Origin of the sequence: Streptomyces sp. NBC_01363 (assembly GCF_026340595.1) — a bacterium.
Classification (GTDB): domain Bacteria; phylum Actinomycetota; class Actinomycetes; order Streptomycetales; family Streptomycetaceae; genus Streptomyces.
In genome coordinates this window covers 4,461,489-4,486,094 of sequence record NZ_JAPEPF010000001.1, presented here as the reverse complement: position 1 = coordinate 4,486,094, position 24,606 = coordinate 4,461,489, and the positions used below count along the sequence as shown (strand labels likewise).

Annotated in this window: 3 protein-coding genes (1 of these 3 cut by a window edge); all 3 read right to left on the bottom strand. The window is 72.8% G+C overall.

What is annotated here, in order from left to right:
* Tightly spaced (each overlapping or abutting the next), the 3 genes in view from OG611_RS20550 to OG611_RS20540 form a layout consistent with a single transcriptional unit that may run on beyond the window.
* Positions 1–10,232, bottom strand: partial view of a non-ribosomal peptide synthase/polyketide synthase gene (locus OG611_RS20550; RefSeq protein WP_266422156.1) — the start only. 10,339 nt of this gene lie to the left of the window's left edge; the window shows 10,232 of its 20,571 coding nt (coding positions 1–10,232); the start codon lies at positions 10,230–10,232; the stop codon falls past the left edge of the window.
* Positions 10,229–24,307 carry a non-ribosomal peptide synthetase gene (locus OG611_RS20545; protein ID WP_266422153.1) on the bottom strand — a complete coding sequence of 4,693 codons (14,079 nt, stop codon included), beginning with the start codon at positions 24,305–24,307 and terminating at the stop codon, positions 10,229–10,231. Before OG611_RS20545 ends, OG611_RS20550 begins: the two co-directional genes overlap by 4 nt.
* Positions 24,300–24,599, bottom strand: a complete 300-nt coding sequence (locus tag OG611_RS20540) for an acyl carrier protein (RefSeq protein WP_266422150.1) — start codon at positions 24,597–24,599, stop codon at positions 24,300–24,302. The genes OG611_RS20545 and OG611_RS20540 overlap by 8 nt, the downstream gene beginning before the upstream one ends.
* Positions 24,600–24,606 lie beyond the last annotated feature (7 nt).

Sequence of the window (24,606 nt, the reverse complement as noted above, 5' to 3'; positions counted from 1 at the left end):
GCGACGGCCGCCTGCACGACCATGAAGAGGCTGGCCCTGCGCTCCCTCGCCAGCCGGGCGAGCGAGCGGTGGACCTCGGCGGGTATCTCGAAGGCGATGCGCCCGCCCTCGTACGAGGGAACGCCGGGGCGAGGCCGGTCGGTGGGCAGCGGAAGTTCCACGGGCAGGTCCGCGAGTTCCGTGGTCCAGTGGGCCAGTTGGCGGGCCGCGGGGCCGTCGTCGGCGTCCAGCATGGCGCGTTGCCAGAGGGTGTAGTCGGCGTAGTCGACGGGCAGCGGTTCCTGGACCGGAGCCCGGCCCGCGCGCCGGGCGGCGTAGGCGGTGGCCAGGTCGCGCACGAGGACCGGCATCGACCAGCCGTCGGCCGCGATGTGGTGCAGCAGCAGGAGCAGCATCTGATCGTCGTCGGCGAGGGTGAACAGCCAGGCACGTACGGGAGGTTCGGCCGCCAGGTCGAAGACGTGCCCGGCAGCCGCGTCTCGGCGTTCCGCCAGTTCCTCCTCGGTGACGGGGACGACGGTGAGGTCCGGGCGGACGTCCCGGGCGTCGAGGACCTGCTGGAACGGGCCCTGCTCGTCCTCGGCGAAGACGGTGCGCAGGGGTTCGTGGCGGGCGACGACGTCGTTGATCGCCTCCGCGAGGGCTGCCCGGTCGAGCGTTCCGGTCAGGCGCAGGGAGAGCGGGACGTTGTAGGTGGCGCGGGTTCCCTCGACCCGGTTCATGAACCACAGGCGCTGCTGCACATAGGAGACCGGCACCCGTTCGGGGCGGGGTTCGACGCGGCGTACTCCGGTCCTGGCGGCGGACGCCCGGTCGAGGGCGGCGCCGAGGCCTGCCACGGTGGGTGCCTCGAAGAGCTCGCGGACGGACAGTTCCGCGCCCAGCGCGGTCCGGATGCGGGCGGCGAGTCGGGTGGCGAGCAGGGAGTGTCCGCCCAGGGCGAAGAAGTCGTCGTCGAACCCGATACGGTCGACCCCGAGGACCTCCGCGAACAGGCCGCACAGCACCTCCTCCCGCGCATTCCGCGGGCCCCGTGAGGCGGCCCCCGCCTCCACCACCGGAGCCGGCAACGCCTTGCGGTCCAGCTTCCCGTTCGGCGTCAACGGCAACGCATCCAGCACCACGAACACCGACGGCACCATGTACTCCGGCAGCACCTCGCCCACGAAGGACCGCAGATCCGCAACCCCGCCGGCACCCTCACGCACCACCACATACGCCACCAACCGCCGGTCACCCGGACGGTCCTCACGCACCACCACCACACACGCCGACACACCCACATGCGCCGACAACCGCGACTCGATCTCACCCAACTCGATACGGAAACCCCGCACCTTCACCTGATCGTCCACCCGGCCCACGAACTCCAGCACACCGTCCGCGTTCCACCGCACCACATCCCCCGTGCGGTACATCCGCGACCCGGGACGCCCGAACGGATCGGCCACGAACCGCTCCGCCGACAACCCCGGACGTCCCTCGTATCCGCGCACCACGCCGTCACCGGCGATGCACAGCTCGCCGCGCACCCCGGGGGGAACGGGGCGCAGGAGTGCGTCGAGGACGTGGACGCGGGTGTTGTCGAGCGGCAGCCCGATGGCCGGGGCGGTGACGTCCTCGGGTACCTCCCAGGCCGTCGACCAGATGGTGGTCTCGGTGGGCCCGTAGAGGTTGGTCAGCTCCCGCACACTGGAGCGCAGTTCGGCTGCGAACGCGGCCGGGAGGGCCTCGGCTCCGACGAAGGCGCGCAGCGTGGCGAGGGTCCCGTCGGTGTCCTCGGCGAGCAGCGCGTGCCACAGGCTCGGGGTGGCCTGGAGGACGGTGATCCGCTGGTCCGTGATGAGGGTGAGGAGCGCCGCTGGGTCCCGGACGGTGTCCTGGTCCGGGAGCACGACGGTGGCGCCGCTCAGCAGGGGCAGGAACAGTTCGGGTCCCGCCATGTCGAATCCGACGGGTGCGACGGCGAGCTGGCGGTCTCCGGGAACGAGCCGGAAGCGGGCGTCCAGTGCGGTCAGGACGTTCAGCAGGCCCGAGCGCGGGACCACGACGCCCTTGGGGCGCCCGGTCGATCCGGAGGTGTAGACGAGGTAGGCGGGGTGGGCGGGGAGCACGGGCGCGTGCCGTTCGCCGTCGTGCGGGTTGTGTGCGGGCAGTGCGTCGAGCGCCGCTTGTACGTCGGGGTCGTCGAGGACGAGGGCGGGCACGCCCGCGGGCCGGATGCCGGCGGCAGCGGCCGTGTCGGTGATCACGAGCTCGGGCCGGGCGTCGTCGAAGATGTAGGCGATGCGGTCGGCCGGGTAGGAGAGGTCCACCGGCAGGTAGGCGGCGCCCGTCTTCAGGACGCCGAGCACGGCGGCCCACAGCTCGGGGGTGCGCGGCAGGGCCAGTGCCGCGCGGAGCTCGGGGCACAGGCCGAGTCCGAGCAGGTGGCGGGCGATCCGGTTGGCCCGCTCGTTCAGTTCCCGGTACGTCAGCACGGTGCCGCGGTGCGCCACCGCGGGGGCGTCGGGGGTCAGTGCCGCCCGGTGTTCGAACTGCTCGACGATGCCCCGGGAGGGTGTGGTCGTCGCGGTACCGGCGGCCTGGTCGCGGAGCAGGTGGCGTTCGGCGTCGGTGAGCAGGTCGACGCGGTGCAGTGGCAGGCCGGGCCGGGCGGCGCAGGTGCGCAGCAACGTCAGCAGCCGTTCGCCGAGCCCCTGCGCGGTGGCCCGGTCGAACAGCTCGGTGCTGAAGTCCAGGGCGAACCGCAGTCCCGCGGGGTCGCCGTCGGGGCCGGTCCGCTCGTCGACGGTGAGCTGGATGTCGTAGCGGCAGGTTCCGGTGGCCACCTCGACGGGGGTCGCGGTCAGGGTGGACGGCTCGGCGCCCACGTCCAGACCGTCGAAGGCGTCGGCGAACTGCCGTCCGGCGCGGGTGAGATGGACCTGGAAGAGCGGATGCCGGGCGAGTGAGCGCACCGGGTCGAGGTGTTCGACGATCCGGTCGAAGGAGACCGTCGCACGGTCGGCGGCGGCGCGTGCGGTCCGCGTCACCCGGCCGAGGAGTCCGCTGAAGTCGAGGGGCCCGGAGGTGTCGGTGCGCAGGACCAGTAGGTCCGCGGCCGGGGCGGGTGCATCGGTGACGTCGCGGGCCACGTCGGCGGCCGGGACACCCACGGTGATGTCCGTGCCCGCACCGAGGCCGGTGAGCAGGGTGGCGAGTGCGGCGTGCACCACCGTGAGGAGTCCGGTGCCGTGGGCGTCGGCCAGGGCGGCTAGGGTCCGGTGCAGTTCGCCGTCGGCGGTGAACCGCAGGCGGTCGCCGGTGTATCCCGCCACGGCCGGCCGCTGCCGGTCGAAGGGAAGCTCCAGTTCCTCGGGGAGTCCGGCCAGTTCGTTCTCCCAGTACGCCAGTTCCGCGGGCTCACCGCTCGCGGACGGCGCCGGCGGGGGCACCGGCGCGCTCCATCGCGGGGCCCGGTCCTGCGCGCGGGCGGCGTAGGCGGCCGCGAGGTCGTGCGCGGTGGCGGGGGCGGTGAGCACGTCACCCGTGATGCGGTGGGTCACCAGGAGCAACACGCTCTCCCGGTCGGACGTCCGCAGCAGCAGGGCACGGAAGGCGGGGCCCGCGGCCAGGTCGAAGGGGCGGCGGGCGTACTCCTCCAGCTGCCCCGCCGACGGCTCCTCCTGGACGTCGGCCACCTCGAACGCGACCGGCGCGCCGTCGCGAAGGGTGCGGTACGGGCCGTGCCGGTCCTCGGCGAACACGGTACGCAGGACCTCGTGGCGCTCCGCCAGGTCGGTCAGGGCCCGCTCCAGGGCCTTCGCGTCCAGGGGGCCCGACAGGCGTACCGCGGTGGGCACGTTGTAGAGCGCGCTGTCGCCCTGCAACTGGTGCAGGAACCAGAGGCGCTGCTGCGCCGGGGTCAGCGGAGCCGCGGCGGCCGGCCGGCCGGCGAGCTCCGGGCTGGTGCGCTCCAGCGCGGCGGCGATCCCGGCGACGGTGGGTGCCTCGAAGAGCTCGCGGAGTGTCAGCTCGATGCCGAGCGCGTCCCGGATCCGTCCGGCCAGCCGCGCGGCGAGCAGGGAGTGCCCGCCCAGTTCGAAGAAGTCGTCGTCGATTCCGACGCGTTCGGCGCCGAGGATCTCGGTGAACAGGCCGCACAGGAGTGTCTCGCGCGGGCCGCGCGGCGCCCGGCCTTCGCCGGCGCCGCCGAATTCGGGCTCGGGCAGTGCCGCGCGGTCGAGCTTGCCGTTCGGGGTCATCGGCAGCGCGTCGAGCGCGACGAAGGCCGAGGGCACCATGTAGGGCGGCAGCAGCCCCGCCAGATGGTCGCGGAGCTCCCCCGGCGTCACCGGCCGGGTACCCGAGGCGACGGTGTACGCCACCAGCCGGGTACTGCCCGAACCGTCGGCCCGGGCCGTCACCACGCTCCGGGCGACGGCGGGGTGGGCGGCCAGGGCCGTCTCCACCTCTCCCGGCTCGATGCGGAAGCCGCGCACCTTCACCTGGTGGTCGGCCCGGCCCAGGAACTCCAGCTCGCCCGTCGTGCGCCGGCGCACCACGTCCCCGGTGCGGTACATCCGGGCGCCGGGGGTGCCGAAGGGGCAGGCGACGAAGCGCTCGGCGGACAGGGCGGGGCGGCCCAGGTAGCCGCGGGCGAGACCGTCGCCCGCGATGAAGAGCTCGCCCGGCACGCCCGCGGGAACAAGGCGCAGGCGCTCGTCGAGGACGTAGACCCGGGTGTTGTCGATCGGCTGCCCGATGGAGGGTGTGCCGGCGTCCGGGGTGAGTTCGGCGGCCGTGGACCAGATCGTCGTCTCGGTGGGGCCGTAGAGGTTGGTGACGGACGGGCTGTGAGCGAGCAGCAGTCGGGCGAGGTCCGGAGGCAGTGCCTCCCCGCCGACGAGGACCCTGACCCCGGTGAGTGCGGCGCCGTTCCGCTCGGCGAGCGCCCGCCACAGACCGGGAGTGGCCTGCAGCACCGTGGTGCCGGTCCGCTCGGCCTCGGCGCACAGGGCGTCCGGGTCCCGGACCTGGTCGGCGCCCGCGAGGACCACGGCCGCGCCCGAGGTGAGCGGCAGGTAGAGCTCGAGCCCGGCGATGTCGAAGCCGACTGTGGTGACCGCGAGCAGCCGGTCGTCGGCGGTGAGCCGGAACCGTTCGCGCATGGCGGCGAGGAAGTTGTCGAGGGCGGCGCGGGGCACCATCACGCCCTTGGGGCGGCCGGTCGACCCGGAGGTGTAGATGACGTAGGCGGCGTGGGCACCGTCCGCGGGGGGCAGCGGCCCCTCGGCGGGGGCGGCCAGTGCGGCGCGGGTCTCCTCGGCGTCCAGGTCGATGCGGTGGGCGTCCGTGGCGGGCAGCGCGGAACCCGATGCCCGGGTGGTCAGCAGCAGCGCCGGGTCGGCGTCCGACAGCACCCAGCCGATCCGGTCGGCGGGGTAGTCGAGGTCGATCGGCACATACGCGGCACCGGACTTGAGGACGGCGAGCAGCGCGACGACCAGGTCCGCCGTGCGCGGCAGTGCGACGGCCACCAGCCGGTCGGGGCCGGCGCCGTGCGCGCGCAGCAGCCGGGCGAGCCGGTCCGCGCGCGCGTCGAGGTCCGCGTACGAGAGTTCCTCGTCACCCGCGACGAGGGCGACGGCGTCCGGTGTCCGCCGCGCCCAGTGGGTGACGCGTTCGGTCAGCGGGGCGGGGGCGGGCCGGTCCGTGTCGTTCCACTCGGTCAGTACCCGCCTGCGCTCCGTGTCGTCGAGGATCTCGACGTCCGCGACGTGCTGCCGCGGCTCCGCGGTCAGGGTGTCGATCAGGCGCACCATGCGGCCGGCCATGGCCTCGGCCGTCGCCCGGTCGTAGAGGTCGGTGTCGAAGAGCAGGGATCCGCGCATCCCGGCGGGTTCCCCGTCCTCAGTGCGGCGCTCGCCGAAACCGAAGAGGAGGTCGAACTTGGCCGCCCCGGCTTCGGCGGCGGCGGGTGACACCCGGGCGCCGAAGAGTTCACCGACGGCTTCGGGGACGTCCTGGTGGTCCGCGGTCTCGACGGTGAGCAGTACCTGGAAGAGGGGGTGGCGGGCGAGGGACCGCTGCGGGTTGAGGTCCTCGACCAGCAGCTCGAAGGGCACGTCCTGGTGCGCGTACGCGGCCAGGTCGGTCTCCCGCACTCTGCCGAGGAGCTCGGCGAACGTCGGGTTCCCCGACAGGTCGGTGCACAGCACGAGGTTGTTGACGAAGAATCCGACGAGATCCTCCACGGCCTCGTCGGTGCGCCCGGCGACCGGCGCGCCTATGGGGATGTCGTGTCCCCCGCCGAGCCGGGAGAGCAGGACGGCGAGCGCGGCATGGACCACCATGAAGACACTGGTGTGGTGGGAGCGGGCGGTGTCGGCCAGCCGCCGGTGCAGTGCGGCGGGCACGTCGAACTCGACGCGGGCGCCGCGGTGGGTGCCGCCGGCGGTGCGCGGCCGGTCGGTGGGCAGGGTCAGCTCCTCGGGCAGGGCCGCGAGGGCGGTGCGCCAGTACTGGAGCTGCTGGGCGAGGAGGCTCTCGGTGTCGTCCTGCGCGCCGAGTTCGCTCCGCTGCCACAGGGCGTAGTCGGCGTACTGCACCGGCAGCGGGGGCCGGTCGGGCGCGCGGCCGTTGCGGCGTGCGGCGTAGGCGGTGGCCAGATCGCGGATCAGGACGGGCAGCGACCAGCCGTCGGCGGCTATGTGGTGCACGACGACGACGAGGGTGTGCCGGTCCGGGGCGTGGCTGAGCAGGGCGACGCGCACGGGCAGGTCGCGGGAGAGGTCGAAGCCGCGTCCGGTGCACTCGGCGACCAGTGCGGCGGCCTCCTCCTCGCCGGCCTCGGCGTGGTGGAAGCCGATCTCGGCGTCCGCCGCGTCGAGCACGGTCTGGCGGGGCCCCGCCGCGTCCTCGGTGAAGACGGTGCGCAGCGGCTCGTGGCGGGCCACGGCGTCGGCCAGGGCGGCGCGCAGCGCGTCCGGGTCGACCGGGCCGTCCAGACGGAGCACGACCGGGATGTTGTACGTGGCGTTCGCGGTCTCGAAGCGGTTGAGGAACCACAGCCGTTGCTGGCCGAACGAGAGGGGGAGCCGGTCGGGCCTGGTGCCGGCCGTGAGCCGGGTCCGGGTGGTTCCGGTGTTCTCGTCCAGCACGGCGGCGAGCCGCACGACGGTCGGTGCGTCGAAGAGCTGCTGCACCGAGAGCTGGACGTCGAGTGCGGCCCTGATCCGGCTGGCGAGGCGGGTGGCGAGGAGGGAGTGGCCGCCGATGTCGAAGAAGTTCTCGTCGATGCCGACCGTGGCGCGCCCCAGGACCTCGGCGAACAGACCGCAGAGGATCTCCTCGCGGGGGGTGCGCGGACCACGGACACCGGCGGACAGCACCTGCTCGGGTGCGGGCAGGGCGCGGCGGTCGAGTTTGCCGTTACCGGTCAGCGGGATGGCCTCCAGCCCCACGAACGCCGCCGGGACCATGTACTCCGGAAGCCGGGCAGCCACATGCTCACGCAGCCCCACCCCATCCACCACACCGTCCGACGTCACCACATACGCAACGATCCTGCGGTCACCCACACGATCCTCACGCACCGAAACAGCACACTGCACCACACCCCGGAAACCGGAAACCACCGCCTCGATCTCACCCAGCTCAATACGGAAACCCCGCACCTTCACCTGATCATCAGCACGCCCCAGATACTCCAGCCCACCACCCACCACCCACCGCGCCACATCCCCCGTCCGATACAAACGCGAACCCGCCGGCCCGAACGGATCAGCCACAAAACGCTCAGCCGTCAACCCCGCACGATTCACATAACCCCGAGCCAACCCCGCACCCGACACATACAACTCACCCACCACACCCACCGGAACCGGCCGCAGAAAACCATCCAGCACCCGCACCCGCAAATCATCCAACCCCACACCCACCAAACTCCCACGACCACCCCCCACCAACGACTCATCCAACTCCAACAACGTCACATGAACCGTCGTCTCCGTAATCCCATACATATTCACCAGCACAGGACCACCCACCCCACGACGCGCATACCACTCCCCCAACCGCCCCAACTCCAAAGCCTCCCCACCAAACACCACGAACCGCAGCACCAACCCCTCACCCAGCCCCGGATCCTCCCCCTCCGCCTGCATCAACTGATAAAAAGCCGACGGCGTCTGACTCAACACCGTCACCCCCTCATCAACCAACAAACGCAGAAAACGATCCGGCGCCCGACTCACCTCAAAAGGCACCACCACCAAACGCCCACCATGCAACAACGCACCCCACAACTCCCACACCGAAAAATCAAACCCATACGAATGGAACAACGTCCACACATCACCCGGACCGAACCCGAACACACCCCCCGTCGAAGAGAACAACCGCACCACATTCCGATGCGACACCACCACACCCTTCGGACGCCCCGTTGAACCCGACGTATAAATCACATACGCCGGAAAATCACCACCGACCCCCACACCACCCACCGGCGCCCCCGCATCCCACACCGCCGACGGCAACCCCTCCACCACCAGAACAGGACACACATCCCCCACAATGAAATCCACCCGCTCCCGCGGATAATCCGGATCCACCGGAACATACGCACCCCCCGCCTTCAACACACCCAGCACACCCACCACCAAATCCACCCCACGCGGCAGAACCAACGCCACGAAATCCCCCGCACCCACACCCCGCTCACCCAGCCAGAAAGCCAACCGCCCCGCACGCGCATCCAACTCCGCATACGTCAACGACTCACCACCACACACCACAGCAACCGCACCCGGAGCACACCTCACCCGCTCCTCGAACAACCCCACCAACGACACACCACCAACACCCTCAACCTCAGCAGCCCCCACACCACCCCCCAACCCCAACAACCCCTCACGCTCACCCGGCAACAACACCTCAACCCGACCCACACCCACCCCCGCAACATCAGGAACAGAGGCGAGAAGGCGGGTGAACGCCTCGGCGAGGGCCTCGACGCGCGGGCGCGCCAGGACGTCGGGGCGGTGGTCGAAGTGGAAGCGCAGGGTGCGGCCGGGGCCGACGACCAGCGTCAGGGGGTAGTGGGCGGCGTCGTGCGTGGCGACGGACGAGATCCGCAGGGTGTCCCCGAGGCCGTCGCGGCCGGCGCCGCTGGAGGGGTAGTTCTGGAACGCGTAGAGGCTGTCGAAGAGTTCGCCGCCGGGCAGGTCGGTGAGCGACTGGATCTCGGCGAGACCGATGTGCTGATGGGGCAGCATCCGGGACTGCTCGTCCTGGATCCGGGCGAACAGGCCGGCGACCGTCTCCGCCGGGCGCAGGCGCACCCGCAGCGGCACGGTGTTGATCATCATGCCGACCATCGACTCGATGCCGTCCACCTCCGGTGGGCGGCCGGACACGGTGTTGCCGGTGACGATGTCGTCCCGGCCGGTCAGCCGGGCCAGAAGCAGGGCCCAGGCGCCCTGCACCACGGTGTTGAGCGTCAGGCCGGCGCCACGGGCCCAGGCGGTCAGCCGCTCGGTGTCCGCCTCGCTCAGTTCACCGAGCACCCGCTCCGGAACCACCGGCGCGCGCGTCGCCCCGGGGGCCACCAGAGTGGGATCACCGAGACCGTCGAGCGAGTCCCGCCAGGCGTCCGCGGCCGCGGCACGGTCCTGTGCGGAGAGCCAGACGGCGTAGTCGCGGTAGGGGCGTGCGGCCGGCAGCCCGGACGGGTCGCCGCCCGCGGCGTACAGCGCGATCATCTCGCGTACCAGCAGGGGCAGCGACCAGCCGTCGACCAGTGTGTGATGGAACGTCAGGACGAGCCGGTGACGGCCCTCGCCGAGGCCGATCAGGGTCAGCCGCCACAGCGGGGGTGCGGCCGGGTCGAACCGCTTGAGCCGGTCGGCCTCGACGATGCGGTCCGCCGCCTCCGCGCGGTCCGACGGGTCGAGGTCCCCGAGGTACTCCTCCTGCCACGCGAGCGGGACGCTGCGCAGCACGAGCTGCGCCCACTCCCCCGACCTGCGCTGCCGGAAGCACGTCCGCAGCGTGGTGTGCCGGTCGAGAAGGGCCGTGCAGGCCGCCCGCAGCGTGCCGGCGTCCAGCGGGTCCTCCAGGTCGAAGACGACCTGGCCGGTGTACACATCGGTGCCAGACTCGTCGTAGACGTTGTGGAAGAGCAGTCCCTCCTGCAACGGGGTGAGCGGCAGAATGTCCTCGATGGTCGTCTGCGGTCGGCTCACAGCGTTCCCCACTCCTCTTGCAGTTCCTGTTCGAACTCGTCGATCTCGCTCTGGCCGATCGATGACAGAGCCACGTCGGAGGGGCTCAGTCCGCCCGCGTCGGGGCGTTCGGCATGGGTGGCGAGTGCTTCCAGTGCGCGGACCCAGGCGCGTGCCAGCTCCCGCACGTCGTCGTCCCGGAGCAGTTGGGCCGCGAAGGTCCAGGTGGCGACCAGTTCGGCGCCCTCGGGCGTGTCCTTGGTGGCCGCGTTGAGTTCCAGCACGTGCGGCAGCGGCATTCCCGGGTCGTGCTCGGGTCCGGTGGCGATGCCCGCCTCGATGGTCCAGTCGGCGGCCCCCGAGGTCCCGACGCTGTACCGGCCGAGGTAGTTGAAGCCGATCTCGGGGCGGGGCAGGGTCTCCAGGACGGCCGCCGTCGCCGGGTTGAGATGGCGCAGCATGCCGTATCCCATCCCGCGGTCGGGGTAGCCGCGCAGCTGCTCCTTGACGCGTTTGAGCAGCCGTCCCGCGGCCGGTCCGCCGGCCCAGGACTCGGCTCGGTCCAGGGTGCCGGTGTCGAGGCGGACGGGGTAGGCGTTCGTGAACCAGCCCACGGTGCGCGACAGGTCGGCGCCGCCGCCCGCGTCCTCCTCCCGGCCGTGCCCCTCCAGGTCCACGAGGACGGTGGAGCCGGGCGATGTCTCGGTCAGGGCGAGCGCGAAGGCGGCCAGCAGGACGTCGTCCACTCCGGCCTGGTAGGCGGCGGGGACCGAGCCGAGAACGGCCTTCGTCACGGTGCCGGGCACGGTCACGGTGACCCGGCCGCCCGTGGCGTGCGTGTCCCGTGCCGGGTCGAGGCGGCGTACGCCGAGGGGCGGTGCGGTGCGGTCGAGTGTCCCGGCCCAGAGCGGGAGTTCGGCCTCCCGCTCCGGTGCGGCGGCCCGCTCGGTCAGGCGGAGCGCCCAGCCGCGCAGCGACGTGCCCACCGGCTGCAGTTGGGGTGTGCCGCCCGTGGTCACGGCGCGCCAGGCCTCGGCGAGGTCGGGCAGCAGAATGCGCCAGGAGACTCCGTCGACCACGAGGTGGTGGGCGACGAGCAGCAGCCTGCCGGGCCGGCCGGGGCCGTGGTCGAACCAGACGGCTCGCACCATCTGCCCGTTCTCCGGCGACAGTTCGCGCCGCGCCGCCGTCCCCGCGGCCAGCAGGAGCTCGTCGTACTCCTCCCCGGTGACCCGGTCGGCGTCGACGCGGCGGAGGCAGGGCCCGGCCGGCACGCTGCCCGGGGCCGGGATCTCCAGCAGCCACTCGGGGCCGTCGGTGCGCAGCCGGGCACGCAGCGCGTCGTGGTGGTCGAGCACGGCCTGCAGTGCCGCGACGAGGTCGCGGTGCTCCAGGTCCGGGGGGACCCGCAGCACATGGGACTGGCTGAAGTGGTCCACCGGGCCGCCCCGCTCGGCGAACGACCGCATCACGGGGGTGAGGGGCACGACACCGGTCCCGTCCTCGTGCCCGGCCTCCTCCTGGGTACCGGCGTCCTCGGCAACGCGGGCCAGCGCGGCCGGGGTGCGGTGCGCGAAGACGTCCCGCACGGAGAGGACCAGTCCCGCCCGGCGGGCGCGGCCGACGAGCTGGATGGACATGATGCTGTCGCCGCCGAGGGCGAAGAACTCGTCGTCGGCGCCCGCCTGTTCGAGGCCGAGCACCTCGGCGAAGAGCGTGCAGAGCACTTCCTCCACCGCGGTGCGCGGTGCCCGGGCGGTGGACTCGGCACCGTAGTCGGGCCGGGGCAGTCCGGCCCGGTCGAGCTTGCCGTTGCGGGTCAGGGGCAGGGCTGCCAGGTGCACGAAGGCGGCGGGCACCATGTAGTCGGGCAGGACGTCGGTGAGTGCGGCGCGCAGTGCCGCGGGCGCCGGGGCCCGGTCGCCCACCACGTACGCGACCAGGCGCCTGTCCCCCGGCCGGTCCTCGCGGACCACGACCCGGGCCTGGGCCACGTCCGGCAGCCGGGTGAGGGCCGCCTCGATCTCGCCGGGTTCGATCCTGAAGCCGCGCAGTTTGATCTGGTCGTCGGTGCGACCCAGGTAGACGAGGACGCCGTCGGCGCGCCGGCGCACCAGGTCTCCGGTGCGGTACATCCGCTGCCCAGGGGCACCGAACGGGCAGGCGACGAACCGTTCGGCGGTGGTGTCCGGGCGGCCGAGGTAGCCGCGGGCGAGACCGGGGCCGGCGAGGTGGAGTTCACCCGGGACTCCGGCCGGGACGGGGCTCAGGTCCGCAGCCAGCACATAGGCGCGCACATCGGCGACCGGGCGGCCCACGGGTGGTGTACCGGCTCCCGTGAGGGGCTCGCTCACCAGGGAGTTCACCGTGTACTCGGTGGGTCCGTAGGCGTTGATCACACGTCGGCCCCGGGCGTGTCTGCGCACGGTCTCGGCGGTGCTCTGCTCCCCGCCGACCACCAGCGTGGTCAGACCGGCGGGCAGCTCCGCCCCCGGGGGCAGCGCGGCGACCACCGACGCGGGCAGCTTGGCGAAGTCGATACGCTGCCGGTCCAGGAAGTCGACGAGCGGCGCTCCCGGGGTTCGGACCGCTGCCGGGGCGAGGACGAGCGTGGCGCCGGTGAAGAGCGCGGTCCACATCTCCAAGACGGAGACGTCGAAGCTGAACGAGGCGAAGTGCAGGACCCGGTGTCCCGGCCCGATGCCGTATCCGGGTGCGAGGGTGGCGAGGCTCGCCGCTCCGGCGTGGGTGGTCACCACCGCCTTGGGGGTGCCGGTGGAGCCCGAGGTGTGGATCACGTAGGCCGGGTGCTCCGGGCGCAGCGGCCGCCTGCGGTCCGTGTCGCGCGGGTCGGTGAGGGGTGCCGCGCCCGCAGTCCGGGCTCCTTCCGGGGGAAGGGCGTCCAGGACGAACGCCGGCCGGGTGCCGGCCAGCAGCGAGCGGATGCGGGCGGCGGGCAGCTCCGGGTCGACGGGGAGATAGGCGGCTCCGGCCTTCTGTACGCCGAGGACGGCGACGACCATGTCGGCCGTCCGCCCCAGACGCAGCGCCACCAGGTCCTCGGGGCCGATCCCGTCCCGGATCAGGGTATGCGCGAGCCGGTTCGCGCTCTCGTTCAACTCGGCGTAGGTGTAGAAAAGTTGTCCGTCCTCCACGGCAACGGCTCCGGGTGTCCGGGCGGCCTGGCGCTCGAAGAGGGCGGGGATCGTGGCCACCTCGGCGGTCCGGTCGGCGACGCTCCATTCGGTGAGCACCCGGCGCCGTTCGGCCTCGTCCATCAGGCTCGGTTCGCTGATCCGCCGGCCGGGGCGGGCGGCGAAGTCCTCCAGGAGCCGCAGGAGCCGCTCGGTGAGGGCGGCGGCGGTGGCGTGGTCGAAGAGATCCGTGCGGTAGGCGAGCGTCGCGCGCATTCCGGCGGGCGCCCCCTTGGCTTCGCGCTGTTCCAGGAAGGCGAAGGACAGGTCGAACTTGGCGGCGCTGGCGCCGACCCGGTGGTGGGTGAGGTCGATCCCGGGCAGCTGCGCGAGAGCGTCCAGGGCGGCCTGCTGGTCGGCTGCGTCGAAGGACAGCGCGACCTGGAAGAGCGGGTGCCGGGACAGGGAGCGCTCTGGGGCGAGCACGTCGACGAGGCGTTCGAAGGGGATGTCCTGGTGGGCGTAGGCGGCGAGGTCCGTCTCCCGCACCCGGCCCACCAGTTCGGCGAAGGTCGGGTCACCGGAGGTGTCGGTCCGCAGCACCAGCGTGTTGACGAAGAAGCCGACGAGGTCATCGAGGGCGTCGTCCGTGCGTCCCGCGATCGGGGTGCCCACCGGGACATCCGTACCGGCTCCCAGCCGCGTCAGCAGCACCGCCAGCGCCGCCTGCACCACCATGAACAGGCTCGCCCGCTGCTCACGCGCCATCGCGGAGAGGGCCTCGTGCAGGACGGCCGGTATCTCGTACGCCACTTCACCACCGTGGTGGGTGGCGACGGCCGGCCGGGGACGGTCGGTGGGCAGCTCCAGCTCCTCCGGAAGCTCCCGCAACTGCTCCTTCCAGTAATCCAGCTGCCGCGAGACATGACTCCCTGGATCACTCTCCGACCCGAGGATCTCCCGCTGCCACACCGTGTAGTCCGCGTACTGCACCGGCAACGCCGCCCAGGACGGGGCAGCCCCCTCGCACCGGGCGGTGTAGGCGAGTGTCAGGTCGCAGGCCAGGCGCGGCATGGACCAGCCGTCGCCTGCGATGTGGTGCATGACGAGCAGCAGGACGTGTTCGTCGGGGCGGAGCCGGAACAGCCGGGCCTTCCAGGGCGCCTCAGCGGCCAGGTCGAAGGCGTGCCGTGCGGCTTCCTGGAGCTGCCGGTCGAGGGTGTCCTCGCCGGAGGGCTCCGGGGTGAGGTCCCTGGCGGCCGTGGCCGGGTCCAGCACCACCTGGTGGGGACCGTCCTCGTCCTCGGCGAAGACGGTGCGCAGGGACTCGTGCCGCGCGGACACATCGGCCAGGGCGGCGCGCAGGGCCGCGATGTCGAGGGGGCCGCTGAGGCGCAGCCCCGCCGGGATGTTGTACACGGGGCTCGCGCCCTGGAGCCGGTCGAGGAACCACAGACGTCGCTGGGCCGGGGAGAGGGGGATGCGCTCCGGGCGGGGCTCGGCACGGCGCAGTGCGGCGCGAGCGGGCCCGTCCGACCGGAGGAGGGCGGTGGCGACGCCGGCGACGGTGGGGGCGTCGAAGAGCTCACGGATGGACAGCTCGGTGTCCAGCGCGGTCCGGATACGACTGGCCAGGCGCGTCGCGAGCAGGGAGTGCCCGCCGAGCTCGAAGAAGTCGTCATCGATCCCGACCCGCTCGACCCCGAGGACCTCCGCGAACAGACCGCACAGCACCTCCTCCCGCGGATCCCTCGGACCCCGCGCACCCGCCCCCGCCTCCACCACCGGAGCCGGCAACGCCTTGCGGTCCAGCTTCCCGTTCGGCGTCAACGGCAACGCATCCAGCACCACGAACACCGACGGCACCATGTACTCCGGCAGCACCTCGCCCACGAAGGACCGCAGATCCGCAACCCCGCCGGCACCCTCACGCACCAACACATACGCCACCAACCGCCGGTCACCCGGACGGTCCTCACGCACCACCACCACACACGCCGACACACCCACATGCGCCGACAACCGCGACTCGATCTCACCCAACTCGATACGGAAACCCCGCACCTTCACCTGATCGTCCACCCGGCCCACGAACTCCAGCACACCGTCCGCGTTCCACCGCACCACATCCCCCGTGCGGTACATCCGCGACCCGGGACGCCCGAACGGATCGGCCACGAACCGCTCCGCCGACAACCCCGGACGGTTCAGATACCCCCGAGCGAGCTGCACGCCCCCCAGGTAGAGCTCTCCGGGCACTCCGGCGGGCACCGGTCGCAGCACCGCATCGAGCACATGGGTCGTGGTGTTCCACACCGGGCGGCCGATCGGCACGCCGGACCGGCCGCCTCCGGCGGAGCAGGGCCAGGCCGTGACGTCCACGGATGCCTCGGTCGGGCCGTAGAGGTTGTGCAGTCCGGCGTCGAGGAGCTCCGCGAACCGGCGGGCCAGGCTGGTCGGGAGTTCCTCGCCGCTGCAGATGACCCTGCGCAGCGGGGTGCAGTCCACCGCCCCGGGGTCGGCCAGGAAGGCGGACAGCATGGACGGCACGAAGTGGGCGGTCGTGACCCGCTCGCGCCGGATCAGTTCGGCGAGGTAGGCGGGGTCCTTGTGGCCCTCGGGCCGTGCCACGACGAGGGCGGCGCCGGTGATGAGGGGCCAGAAGAACTCCCAGACGGACACGTCGAAGGAGGCCGGGGTCTTCTGCAGCACCCGGTCGTCGGGGCCCAGACGGTAGGTGTCCTGCATCCACAGGAGGCGGTTGACGATTCCGCGGTGCGGGACGACGACGCCCTTGGGCCGGCCGGTGGAACCCGAGGTGTAGATGACGTACGCGGGATGGTGCGGTCGCAGCGGGGTGGTCCCGGGCGCGGCGGGCAGGCCGGCGTCCGGGTCGGGCAGGGCGTCGAGGGTCAGCAGCGGGGCGGCGTCGTCGAGCATCCGGGTGACGCGCCCGGCCGGGAGGCCGGGGTCGACCGGCAGGTACGCGGCGCCCGATCTCAGCACGGCCAGCAGGGCGACGACCAGGTCGATTCCGCGGGGCAGCGTCACCGCGACCACCCGCTCGGGGCCGGCGCCCCGGACCTGCAGCCACCGGGCCAACCACTCGGTCCTGGCGTCGAGTTGGGCGTACGTGAGGGTCTGGTCCTCGTGGACGACGGCCACGGCGTCCGGGGTGCGGGCGGCCTGCTCGGTGAAAAGGGAGACCAGGGTGGTGTCCGGGACGGGCCTGGCGGTGTCGTTCCACTCCTCCAGCAGCCGTTCCTCGGCGGGCTCCAGCAGACCGGCGGCGGACACGGGATCCTGCGGGGCGGCCGTCAGGGCGCCGAGCAGGTGGACCAGCCGGGTGGTCATCGTGCGGGCGGTGTCGTGGTCGAAGAGGTCGGTGCTGTACAGCAGCGCGCCGCGCAGCCCGGCGGCCGCGCCCTGCGAGGAGTTGCGTTCGCCGAATCCGAAGAGCAGGTCGAACTTGGCGACCGCGGCGTCGATGCTCCGGAACTCGGTGTCCGCTCCGAAGAGTTCGCCCACCTTCCCGCCGGCCACCCGGTCCTCGGTGGTGTCGAAGGTCAGCATGGTCTGGAACAGCGGGTGCCGGCTCTGCGAGCGCCGCGGGTTGAGCACCTCCACCAGCCGCTCGAACGGCAGGTCGGCGTGGGCGTACGCCGCCAGGTCGGCTTCGCACACACGGGCCACGAGGTCACCGAAGGCCGGGTCGCCGGCCACGTCCGTGCGCAGGACGACCGAGTTGACGAAGAACCCGACCAGGCCCTCCACCGCTTCGTCGGTGCGTCCCGCCACCGGGGTGCCGAGGGGGATGTCGTCGCCCGCGCCGAGGCGTGAGAGGAGCACCGCGAGTGCGGCCTGGACCACCATGAAGGTGCTCGCTCCGCAGTCCCTGGCGACCTTCACGACGCGTTCGTGGACCTCGGCGGGGATGTCGAAGGTGATCCGGTCGCCCCGGTAGGTGGCCGCGGCCGGCCGTGGCCGGTCGTAGGGCAGGTCGAGCTCCTCCGGAAGCCCGTCCAGGGTCTCGGTCCAGTGCCCGAGCTGGCGTGCGGCCAGGCTCAGCGGATCGTCCTCGTCGCCGAGTTCGCGGCGCTGCCACAGGGCGTAGTCGGCGTACTGCACCGGCAGCGGCGGCCAGGCGGGGGTGGTCCCCGACCTGTGCGCGTCGTAGGCGGTGGCGATGTCCCGGACCAGTACGGGAAGGGACCAGCCGTCGCCGGCGATGTGGTGGACCAGGAGGAGCAGCACATCGTGCCCGTCCGGCAGGGTGAACAGGTGGACGCGCCACGGGACTTCGGACGCGAGGTCGAAGGGCTGCCGGGCGGCCTCGCGCAGCTGCTCGTCCAGCCGGTCGTCAGTGGTCGCGGCGACCTTCAGCTCCGGGCGGGCGGAGGGGCCTTCCATCAGCACCTGGTGGGCACCGAGGTCGTCCTCCGCGAACCGGGTGCGCAGCGCCTCGTGCCGCTGGGCGGTGTCGTCGAGTGCGGCGCGCAGGGCGTCTTGGTCGAGGCGGCCGGTGAAGCGCAGGGCGAGCGGGACGGTGTAGGTGTCGCTCGGCCCTTCGAGCCGGTGCAGGAACCAGAGGCGCTGCTGCCCGAAGGAGAGCGGTATCCGCTCGGGCCGCTCCGTCGCGGTGACCGCGGTCCGCGCCGGTCCGGCTGTGCCGGTGTCCTCCAGCACCTCGGAGAGCCCGGCCACGGTGGGGGTCTTGAAGAGCTGACGGATGGTGATCTCCGCGCCGAAGGCGGAGCGGATCCGGGAGGCCAGGGCGGTGCCGAGGAGCGAGTGGCCGCCCAGGTCGAAGAAGCTCTCGTCGATGCCGACCCGGGTGACGCCGAGTACCTCCGCGAACAGTTCGCAGAGGATCTCCTCACGCGGGCTGCGCGGGCCGCGTCCCTGCGCCGGGCCCTCGTGCTCGGGCTCGGGAAGGGCGTCGCGGTCCAGCTTCCCGCTGATGCCGACGGGCAGCGCGTCCAGTGTCACGAAGGCCCCGGGCACCATGTACTCGGGCAGTGCGGCGGCGAGGTGGGCACGCAGCGCGGTGGCCGGCGCCGGTTCGGCACCCGGGACGACATAGCCGACGAGCCGGCGGTCGCCGGGACGGTCCTCGCGTACGACGACGGCGCACTGGGCGACCGCCGGGTGCCCCGCGAGGACGGACTCGACCTCGCCCAGCTCGATGCGGAAGCCGCGGATCTTGACCTGGCCGTCGGTCCGGCCCACGAACTCGAGGATGCCGCCGGCCGTCCATCGCACCACGTCGCCGGTGCGGTACATGCGCTCCCCGGCAGGACCGAAGGCATTCGCGACGAAGCGCTCGGCCGTGAGGTCCGGCCGGTTCAGATAGCCGCGGGCCAGACCCGCGCCCGCCACGTACAGCTCGCCCGCCACACCGGCCGGGACCGGACGGAGCGACGCGTCGAGCACGAACACCCGGGTGTTGGCGGACGGACGGCCGATCGGGACGGTCGCCGCGGTGCCCGGTCCGCAGGGGTGGAAGGCCGCGTCGACGGTGGTCTCGCTCGGGCCGTACGCGTTGAAGACGCGATGGCGTTCCGCCCAGCGTGCGACCAGGTCCGGCGCCGAGGCCTCGCCGGCGAGGATCACCGTGAGGCCGGCCGGGACCCTGTCGGGCGACATCAGGCCGAGGGCGGCGGGCGGGATCGTGGCGTGGGTGATCCGGCGCTCGGTCAGCAACCGCTCCAGCGGTTCGCCGGCGGCGCGTTCCTCGGGTGCCGCGATCACCAGCGCGGCACCCGCGAGCCATGCCATGCAGAATTCGGAGACCGACGCGTCGAAGCTCACCGAGGCGAACTGGAGGACCCGGCCGGTGGCGTCCACGCCGAAGCCCGGGATCTGGGTCGCGGCGAGCGAGGCGATTCCGGCGTGCGACACGACGACGCCCTTGGGACGGCCGGTGGAGCCGGAGGTGTGGATGACGTAGGCCGGGTGGGCGGGGAGGAGGGGCCGGGTGCGCTCGGCGTCGGTCACCTCGGTGTCGTCGTGGGTGGCGCCGGCTGCGGGGGCGTCGAGGAGGATCACGGGGGTTCCGGACCCGACGGGCAGCCGGTCGCGCACCGCCGACACGGTGAGCACGGCGGCGGGGGTGGTGTCGGCGACGATCTGGCGGATGCGCTCACGTGGGGCGTCGGGGTCGACGGGCACGTAGGCGGCGCCGGACTTGAGGACGCCCAGCACGGCGACGGCGAGGTCGAGGGAGCGCGGTACGGCCAGCGCGACGAAGTCCTCCGGGCCGATGCCGAGCGCGATCAGGCTGCGGGCCAGCCGGTTGGAGCGGGCGTCGAGTCCGGCGTAGTCCAGCCGCTCACCGGCGTACTCGACGGCGGTGGCGGACGGGGTGCGGTGCGCCTGGGCGGTGAAGAGGCCGGGCCAGGTGGCGTCGTCGGGGACGGGCCGGGCGGTGGCGTTCCACTCGACGAGCGTGCGCCGCAGTTCCGCCGGGTCCAGGATCTCCAGGTCGCGGATGGATCGGGAGGGGTCGGTGACGGCCGCTTCCAGGAGCCGCAGCAGGCGCTCGACCAGGAGGAGCGCGGTGTCCGGGTCGTACAGGTCACTGCTGTAGCGGATGCCGCCGTCCATGCCGGCCGCCGCGCCGTCCGGGGTGAACCGCTCACCGAGGTCGATGGAGAGGTCGAACTCCGCTCCCCCGGTGTCGGTGTCGAGCAGTTCGGCCTCGATGCCCGGCATCCGGCCGAGGGCGTCCATGCCGTCCTGGCGGAAGGTGTTCTGGTAGCTGAGCATCACCTGGAACAGGGGGTGCCGGGAGAGCGAGCGGTCCGGGTTTAGGGCGTCCACCAGGGACTCGAAGGGCACGTCCTGGTGGGCGTAGGCCGCCACGTCGGTGGCCCGCACCCGGTCGAGGAGTTCGCCGAACGAGGGCGCGCCCGAGGTGTCCGTGCGCAGCACGACGGTGTTGACGAACACTCCGACGAGGTCGTCGAGCGAGGTGTCGACACGGCCCGCGATGGGACTGCCGATCGGGATGTCGCTGCCGGCACCCAGCCGGGTCAGCAGCGCCCCCAGGGCCGCCTGGAGGACCATGAAGACACTGGTCCTGCTCTCCTCGGCGAGCGCCCGCACGCGGGCGTGCAGGGCGGCGGGAACGCTGAACTCCAGTCGGCGGCCGTTGTGGGTGGCGACGGCGGGCCGGGGCCGGTCCGTGGGGAGTTCCAGGACGTCCGGGATGCCTGCCAGGGCGTCCTTCCAGTAGGCCAGCTGCCGTGACACGGTGCTGTCGGGGTCGGCCTCGGATCCCATGACCTGGTGCTGCCACAGGGTGAAGTCCGCGTACTGAATGTCCGGTTCCGCCCAGTGGGGGGCCGTTCCCGCGGTCCGTGCGGTGTACGCGGTGGCGAGGTCGCGCACCAGCCGGTCCATCGACCATCCGTCACCGGCGACATGGTGCAGCAGCAGGAGCAGGACGTGCCGGCGCGGGTCGTCGGCGAGGGTGAACAGACGGGTGCGCAGGGGCCTGTCCGCGGTCAGGTCGTAGCGGTAGCGGACGGCGTCGGCCAGTTCCGCGTCGAGGTGGTCGGTGTCGGTGGCGACGGTGTCGAGCGCGACCGTGGCCTCCTCGGGGGTGCGCACGATCTGCCGCAGCCCGTGCTCGTCCTCGGCGAAGACGGTGCGCAGGGGTTCGTGGCGAGCGACGACGTCCGCGACCGCGGCCCGCAGCGCGGTGGTGTCGAGCGGGCCGGTCAGTTGCAGGGCGGCCGGGATGTTGTAGGTGGCGCTGGCTCCGTCGAGCCGGTCGAGGAACCACCAGCGCCGCTGTGCGAAGGAGGCCGGGAGCCGTTCCGGCCGGGTTTCGACGCGCTGCGGAGTGCGGGGCGCTCCGGTGCCGGGGCCTTCGCGGCCGACGGCGTCGGCGAGCCGGGCGACGGTGGGGGCGTCGAAGAGTTCACGGATGGACAGTTCGCAGTCGAGCGCGGTCCGGATGCGGGCGGCGAGTCGGGTGGCGAGCAGGGAGTGTCCGCCCAGGGCGAAGAAGTCGTCGTCGATCCCGATACGGTCGACCCCGAGGACCTCCGCGAACAGACCGCACAGCACCTCCTCCCGCGCATTCCGCGGGCTCCGCGATGCGGCCGACGCCTCATGCACCGGAGCCGGCAACGCCTTGCGGTCCAGCTTCCCGTTCGGCGTCAACGGCAACGCGTCCAGCACCACGAACGCCGACGGCACCATGTACTCCGGCAGCACCTCGCCCACGAAGGACCGCAGATCCGCAACCCCGCCGGCACCCTCACGCACCAACACATACGCCACCAGCCGCCGGTCACCCGGACGGTCCTCACGCACCACCACCACACACGCCGACACACCCACATGCGCCGACAACCGCGACTCGATCTCACCCAACTCGATACGGAAACCCCGCACCTTCACCTGATCGTCCACCCGGCCCACGAACTCCAGCACACCGTCCGCGTTCCACCGCACCACATCCCCCGTGCGGTACATCCGCGACCCGGGAGGCCCGAACGGATCGGCCACGAACCGCTCCGCCGACAACCCCGGACGGTTCAGATACCCCCGAGCGAGCCCGGCCCCCGCCACGTACAGCTCGCCCGCCACCCCCACCGGAACCGGCCGCAGCGCACCGTCCAGCACGAACACCCGGGTATTGCGGAAGGGGCGGCCGACCGGCACCGCGCCGTCGGGCGTGGGGGCGCCCGGCGCGATGCGGTGGTCGAGGCAGTTGACGGTCGCCTCGGTCGGACCGTAGGCGTTGTAGACGACGACGTCCGGGTGGCGTGCCCGCCAGCGGTCGAGCGCCGGGCCGAGGAGTGCCTCGCCGCCCAGGACGAGGCAGCTGTCGGGCGAGGCCTCGTCCGGCAGCGCGAGCAGCATCTCCAGGTGGCTCGGGGTCACCTTCATGAAGGAGGGCCTGGCCGTGCCGAGCAGGGCCTCCTCGGTGAGTTCCGCGATGCGTACGCAGCCGCCGCTGATCAGCGGGGTGTAGAGCGCGGTGACGGTGAGGTCGAAGGTGACGGGCGAGTGCAGCAGCGAGGTTCCGGCGGCCGCGGGGTACTCCTCGCGCGCCCGCAGGACGTAGTCGGTGAGGGCGCGGTGCTCGACCACGACGCCCTTGGGGCGGCCCGTGGAGCCGGAGGTGTAGATGACGTACGCGGGGTGGTGCGGCAGGGGCTGCCCGGTGGGCGCGTCGGCGGCCGTTCCGTCGTCCTCAGCGGCCGGGGCGTCCAGCAGCATCCGCCGCGGTGTGCCGGTCCGCGGCAGCCGGGCCTCCGTGGCGCGGTCCGTGAGGAGCAGGACGGGCCGGGCCTCCTCCAGTACGGCGGCGATGCGCGCCTCGGGGTGGTCCGGGTCCAGGGGCACGTAGGCGGCGCCGGACTTCAGTACGGCGAGCAGCGCCACCACCAGGCCGGTGCCGCGGGGCAGGGCGAGGGCGACCAGGGTTTCGGGGCGGGCGCCTCGGGCCACCAGGGAGCGGGCCAGCCGGTCGGAACGGGCGTCGAGTTCGGCGTAGGAGAGCACCGCGCCGTCGCACTCGACTGCGGGCTCGTCCGGGGTGAGCGCCGCCTGCTCGGCGAAGAGCCGGGGCAGCGGGTCGTCGCGGACGGGGATCGTCGGCCCCGCCCCGTCGGCGAGGACGCGCCGGAGCTCCTCGGGTTCGAGGAGTTCCGCTGACGCCAGGGGCCGGCCGGGGTCCGCGAGCAGCCGGCCGAGGAAGCCCAGGAAGCGATCGCGGTGGCCGGTCAGTTCGCTCTCCGTGTACAGGGCGGGGTTGGCGTCGAAGTCGACGCGCATGCCACTGCCCGTGTCGGCGGTCGCGTAGACGTGCACCGAGAGGTCCTTGACCCGGCCGGTCGAGAGCTGGCGGGCGACCACCGTGTGGGCGCCGAAGGCCACGGACTGGTCGAAGGTCACGGCGTTGACGACGACGCCGCCGCCGGCGGAACCGGAGCGGCCCAGCTCGTTGTGAAGTTCCTCGCCCCGGTACTTCTGGTGGGCGACGGCTCGAAGGACCCGGGCTCCGACGTCGCCGACGAGTCCGGTGAACGTGGTCTCCGCACGGACGGGGACGCGCAGGGTCACCTCGTTGGAGAGCATCGTGGGGGTCGTCAGTGCGGCGCGGCCGGTGCGGGCGGCGACGGGCACGCCCAGGAGGACGTCGTCCTGCGAGGTCAGCCGGTGGAGATAGGCGGCCAGACCGGCCATGACGACGACCGGCCAGCGGGTGCGGGCCCGGCGTGCGGTGTCCCGCACGGCCGTCAGGAGGTCCTCCTCCAGCCAGACGGTGCTGTGCAGGGTGCTGTGGGCGGCCGGGGCCGAACGGCCGGCCGGGCCGGTGGGTCCTGGCGCGTCCGCGAGCTCCCGGAGGTGGTGGTCCCGGTCGCGGGCGTAGGCGGCGGATTCGCGCTCCTCGGCCTCGGCGCGCAGGACGTCGTCCAGTGATCCGAAGGGTGCCGTCGCGGGAGCCCGGCCGGCGGTGAGGGCCGTGTACAGCGCGGCGATCCGGCGGCTGTAGAGCGTCTGGGCCCACCCGTCCATGACGATGTGGTGGTAGCGGAAGTAGAAGGTGTGGCGTTCGTCGGCCGTGCGCAGGAGGGCGTGGGCGGCCAACGGGTCCCGCGACGGGTCTACGGGGGTGGCGAGGTCGGCACGCATCCAGCGTTCGGCGGCGTCCGCCGGGTCGTCCTCGTGGCGCAGGTCGACGGTGTGGAAGGGGAGTTCGTCGAGGACGGGGGTCTGCCACAGCCCGTCGGCGTCCTCGGTGAAGCGCATCCGGACGGTCTCCGCCTCGGCGGCCGCGACCGCGACCGCGCTGTGCAGCGCTGCGGCGTCGACGGCTCCGTCGATGTCGAAGCACACCCCGCAGTTGTAGAGCGGCTGTCCGGGCTGCAGTTGCTGCGCCACCCACACGCCGAGCTGGGCTGCCGTCGCGGGTCGGCCCGCCTCACGCACCTCAGACACCGTCGGCCCGCTCCTTGTCGAGTTCTCCCAGCACGAAGTCGACGAGCTCGCCGATCGTGCCGTGTTCCAGTGCCACGGTCGGCTCCAGCGCGAGGCCGAGCCCGTCCTCCAGGTCCGCGGCCAGGGCCACCGCGTACAGCGAGTCCAGGCCGTACTCGGCCAGCGGAACGTCCGGCCGGATCTCCTCGTGCGGCAGTCTGGCCTGGTCCGCCACATGGCGGGCGACCCACTGCCGCAGGGCGTCCGCGGACTGCGGGAGGCGGGTCTCCCGGGTGCTTTCGGGCACGGTCATCTCGGGC

Excerpts from the sequence above, each read along its gene's own strand:
- OG611_RS20540 (WP_266422150.1), bottom strand. The coding sequence starts at position 24,599 with ATGACCGTGCCCGAAAGCACCCGGGAGACCCGCCTCCCGCAGTCCGCG.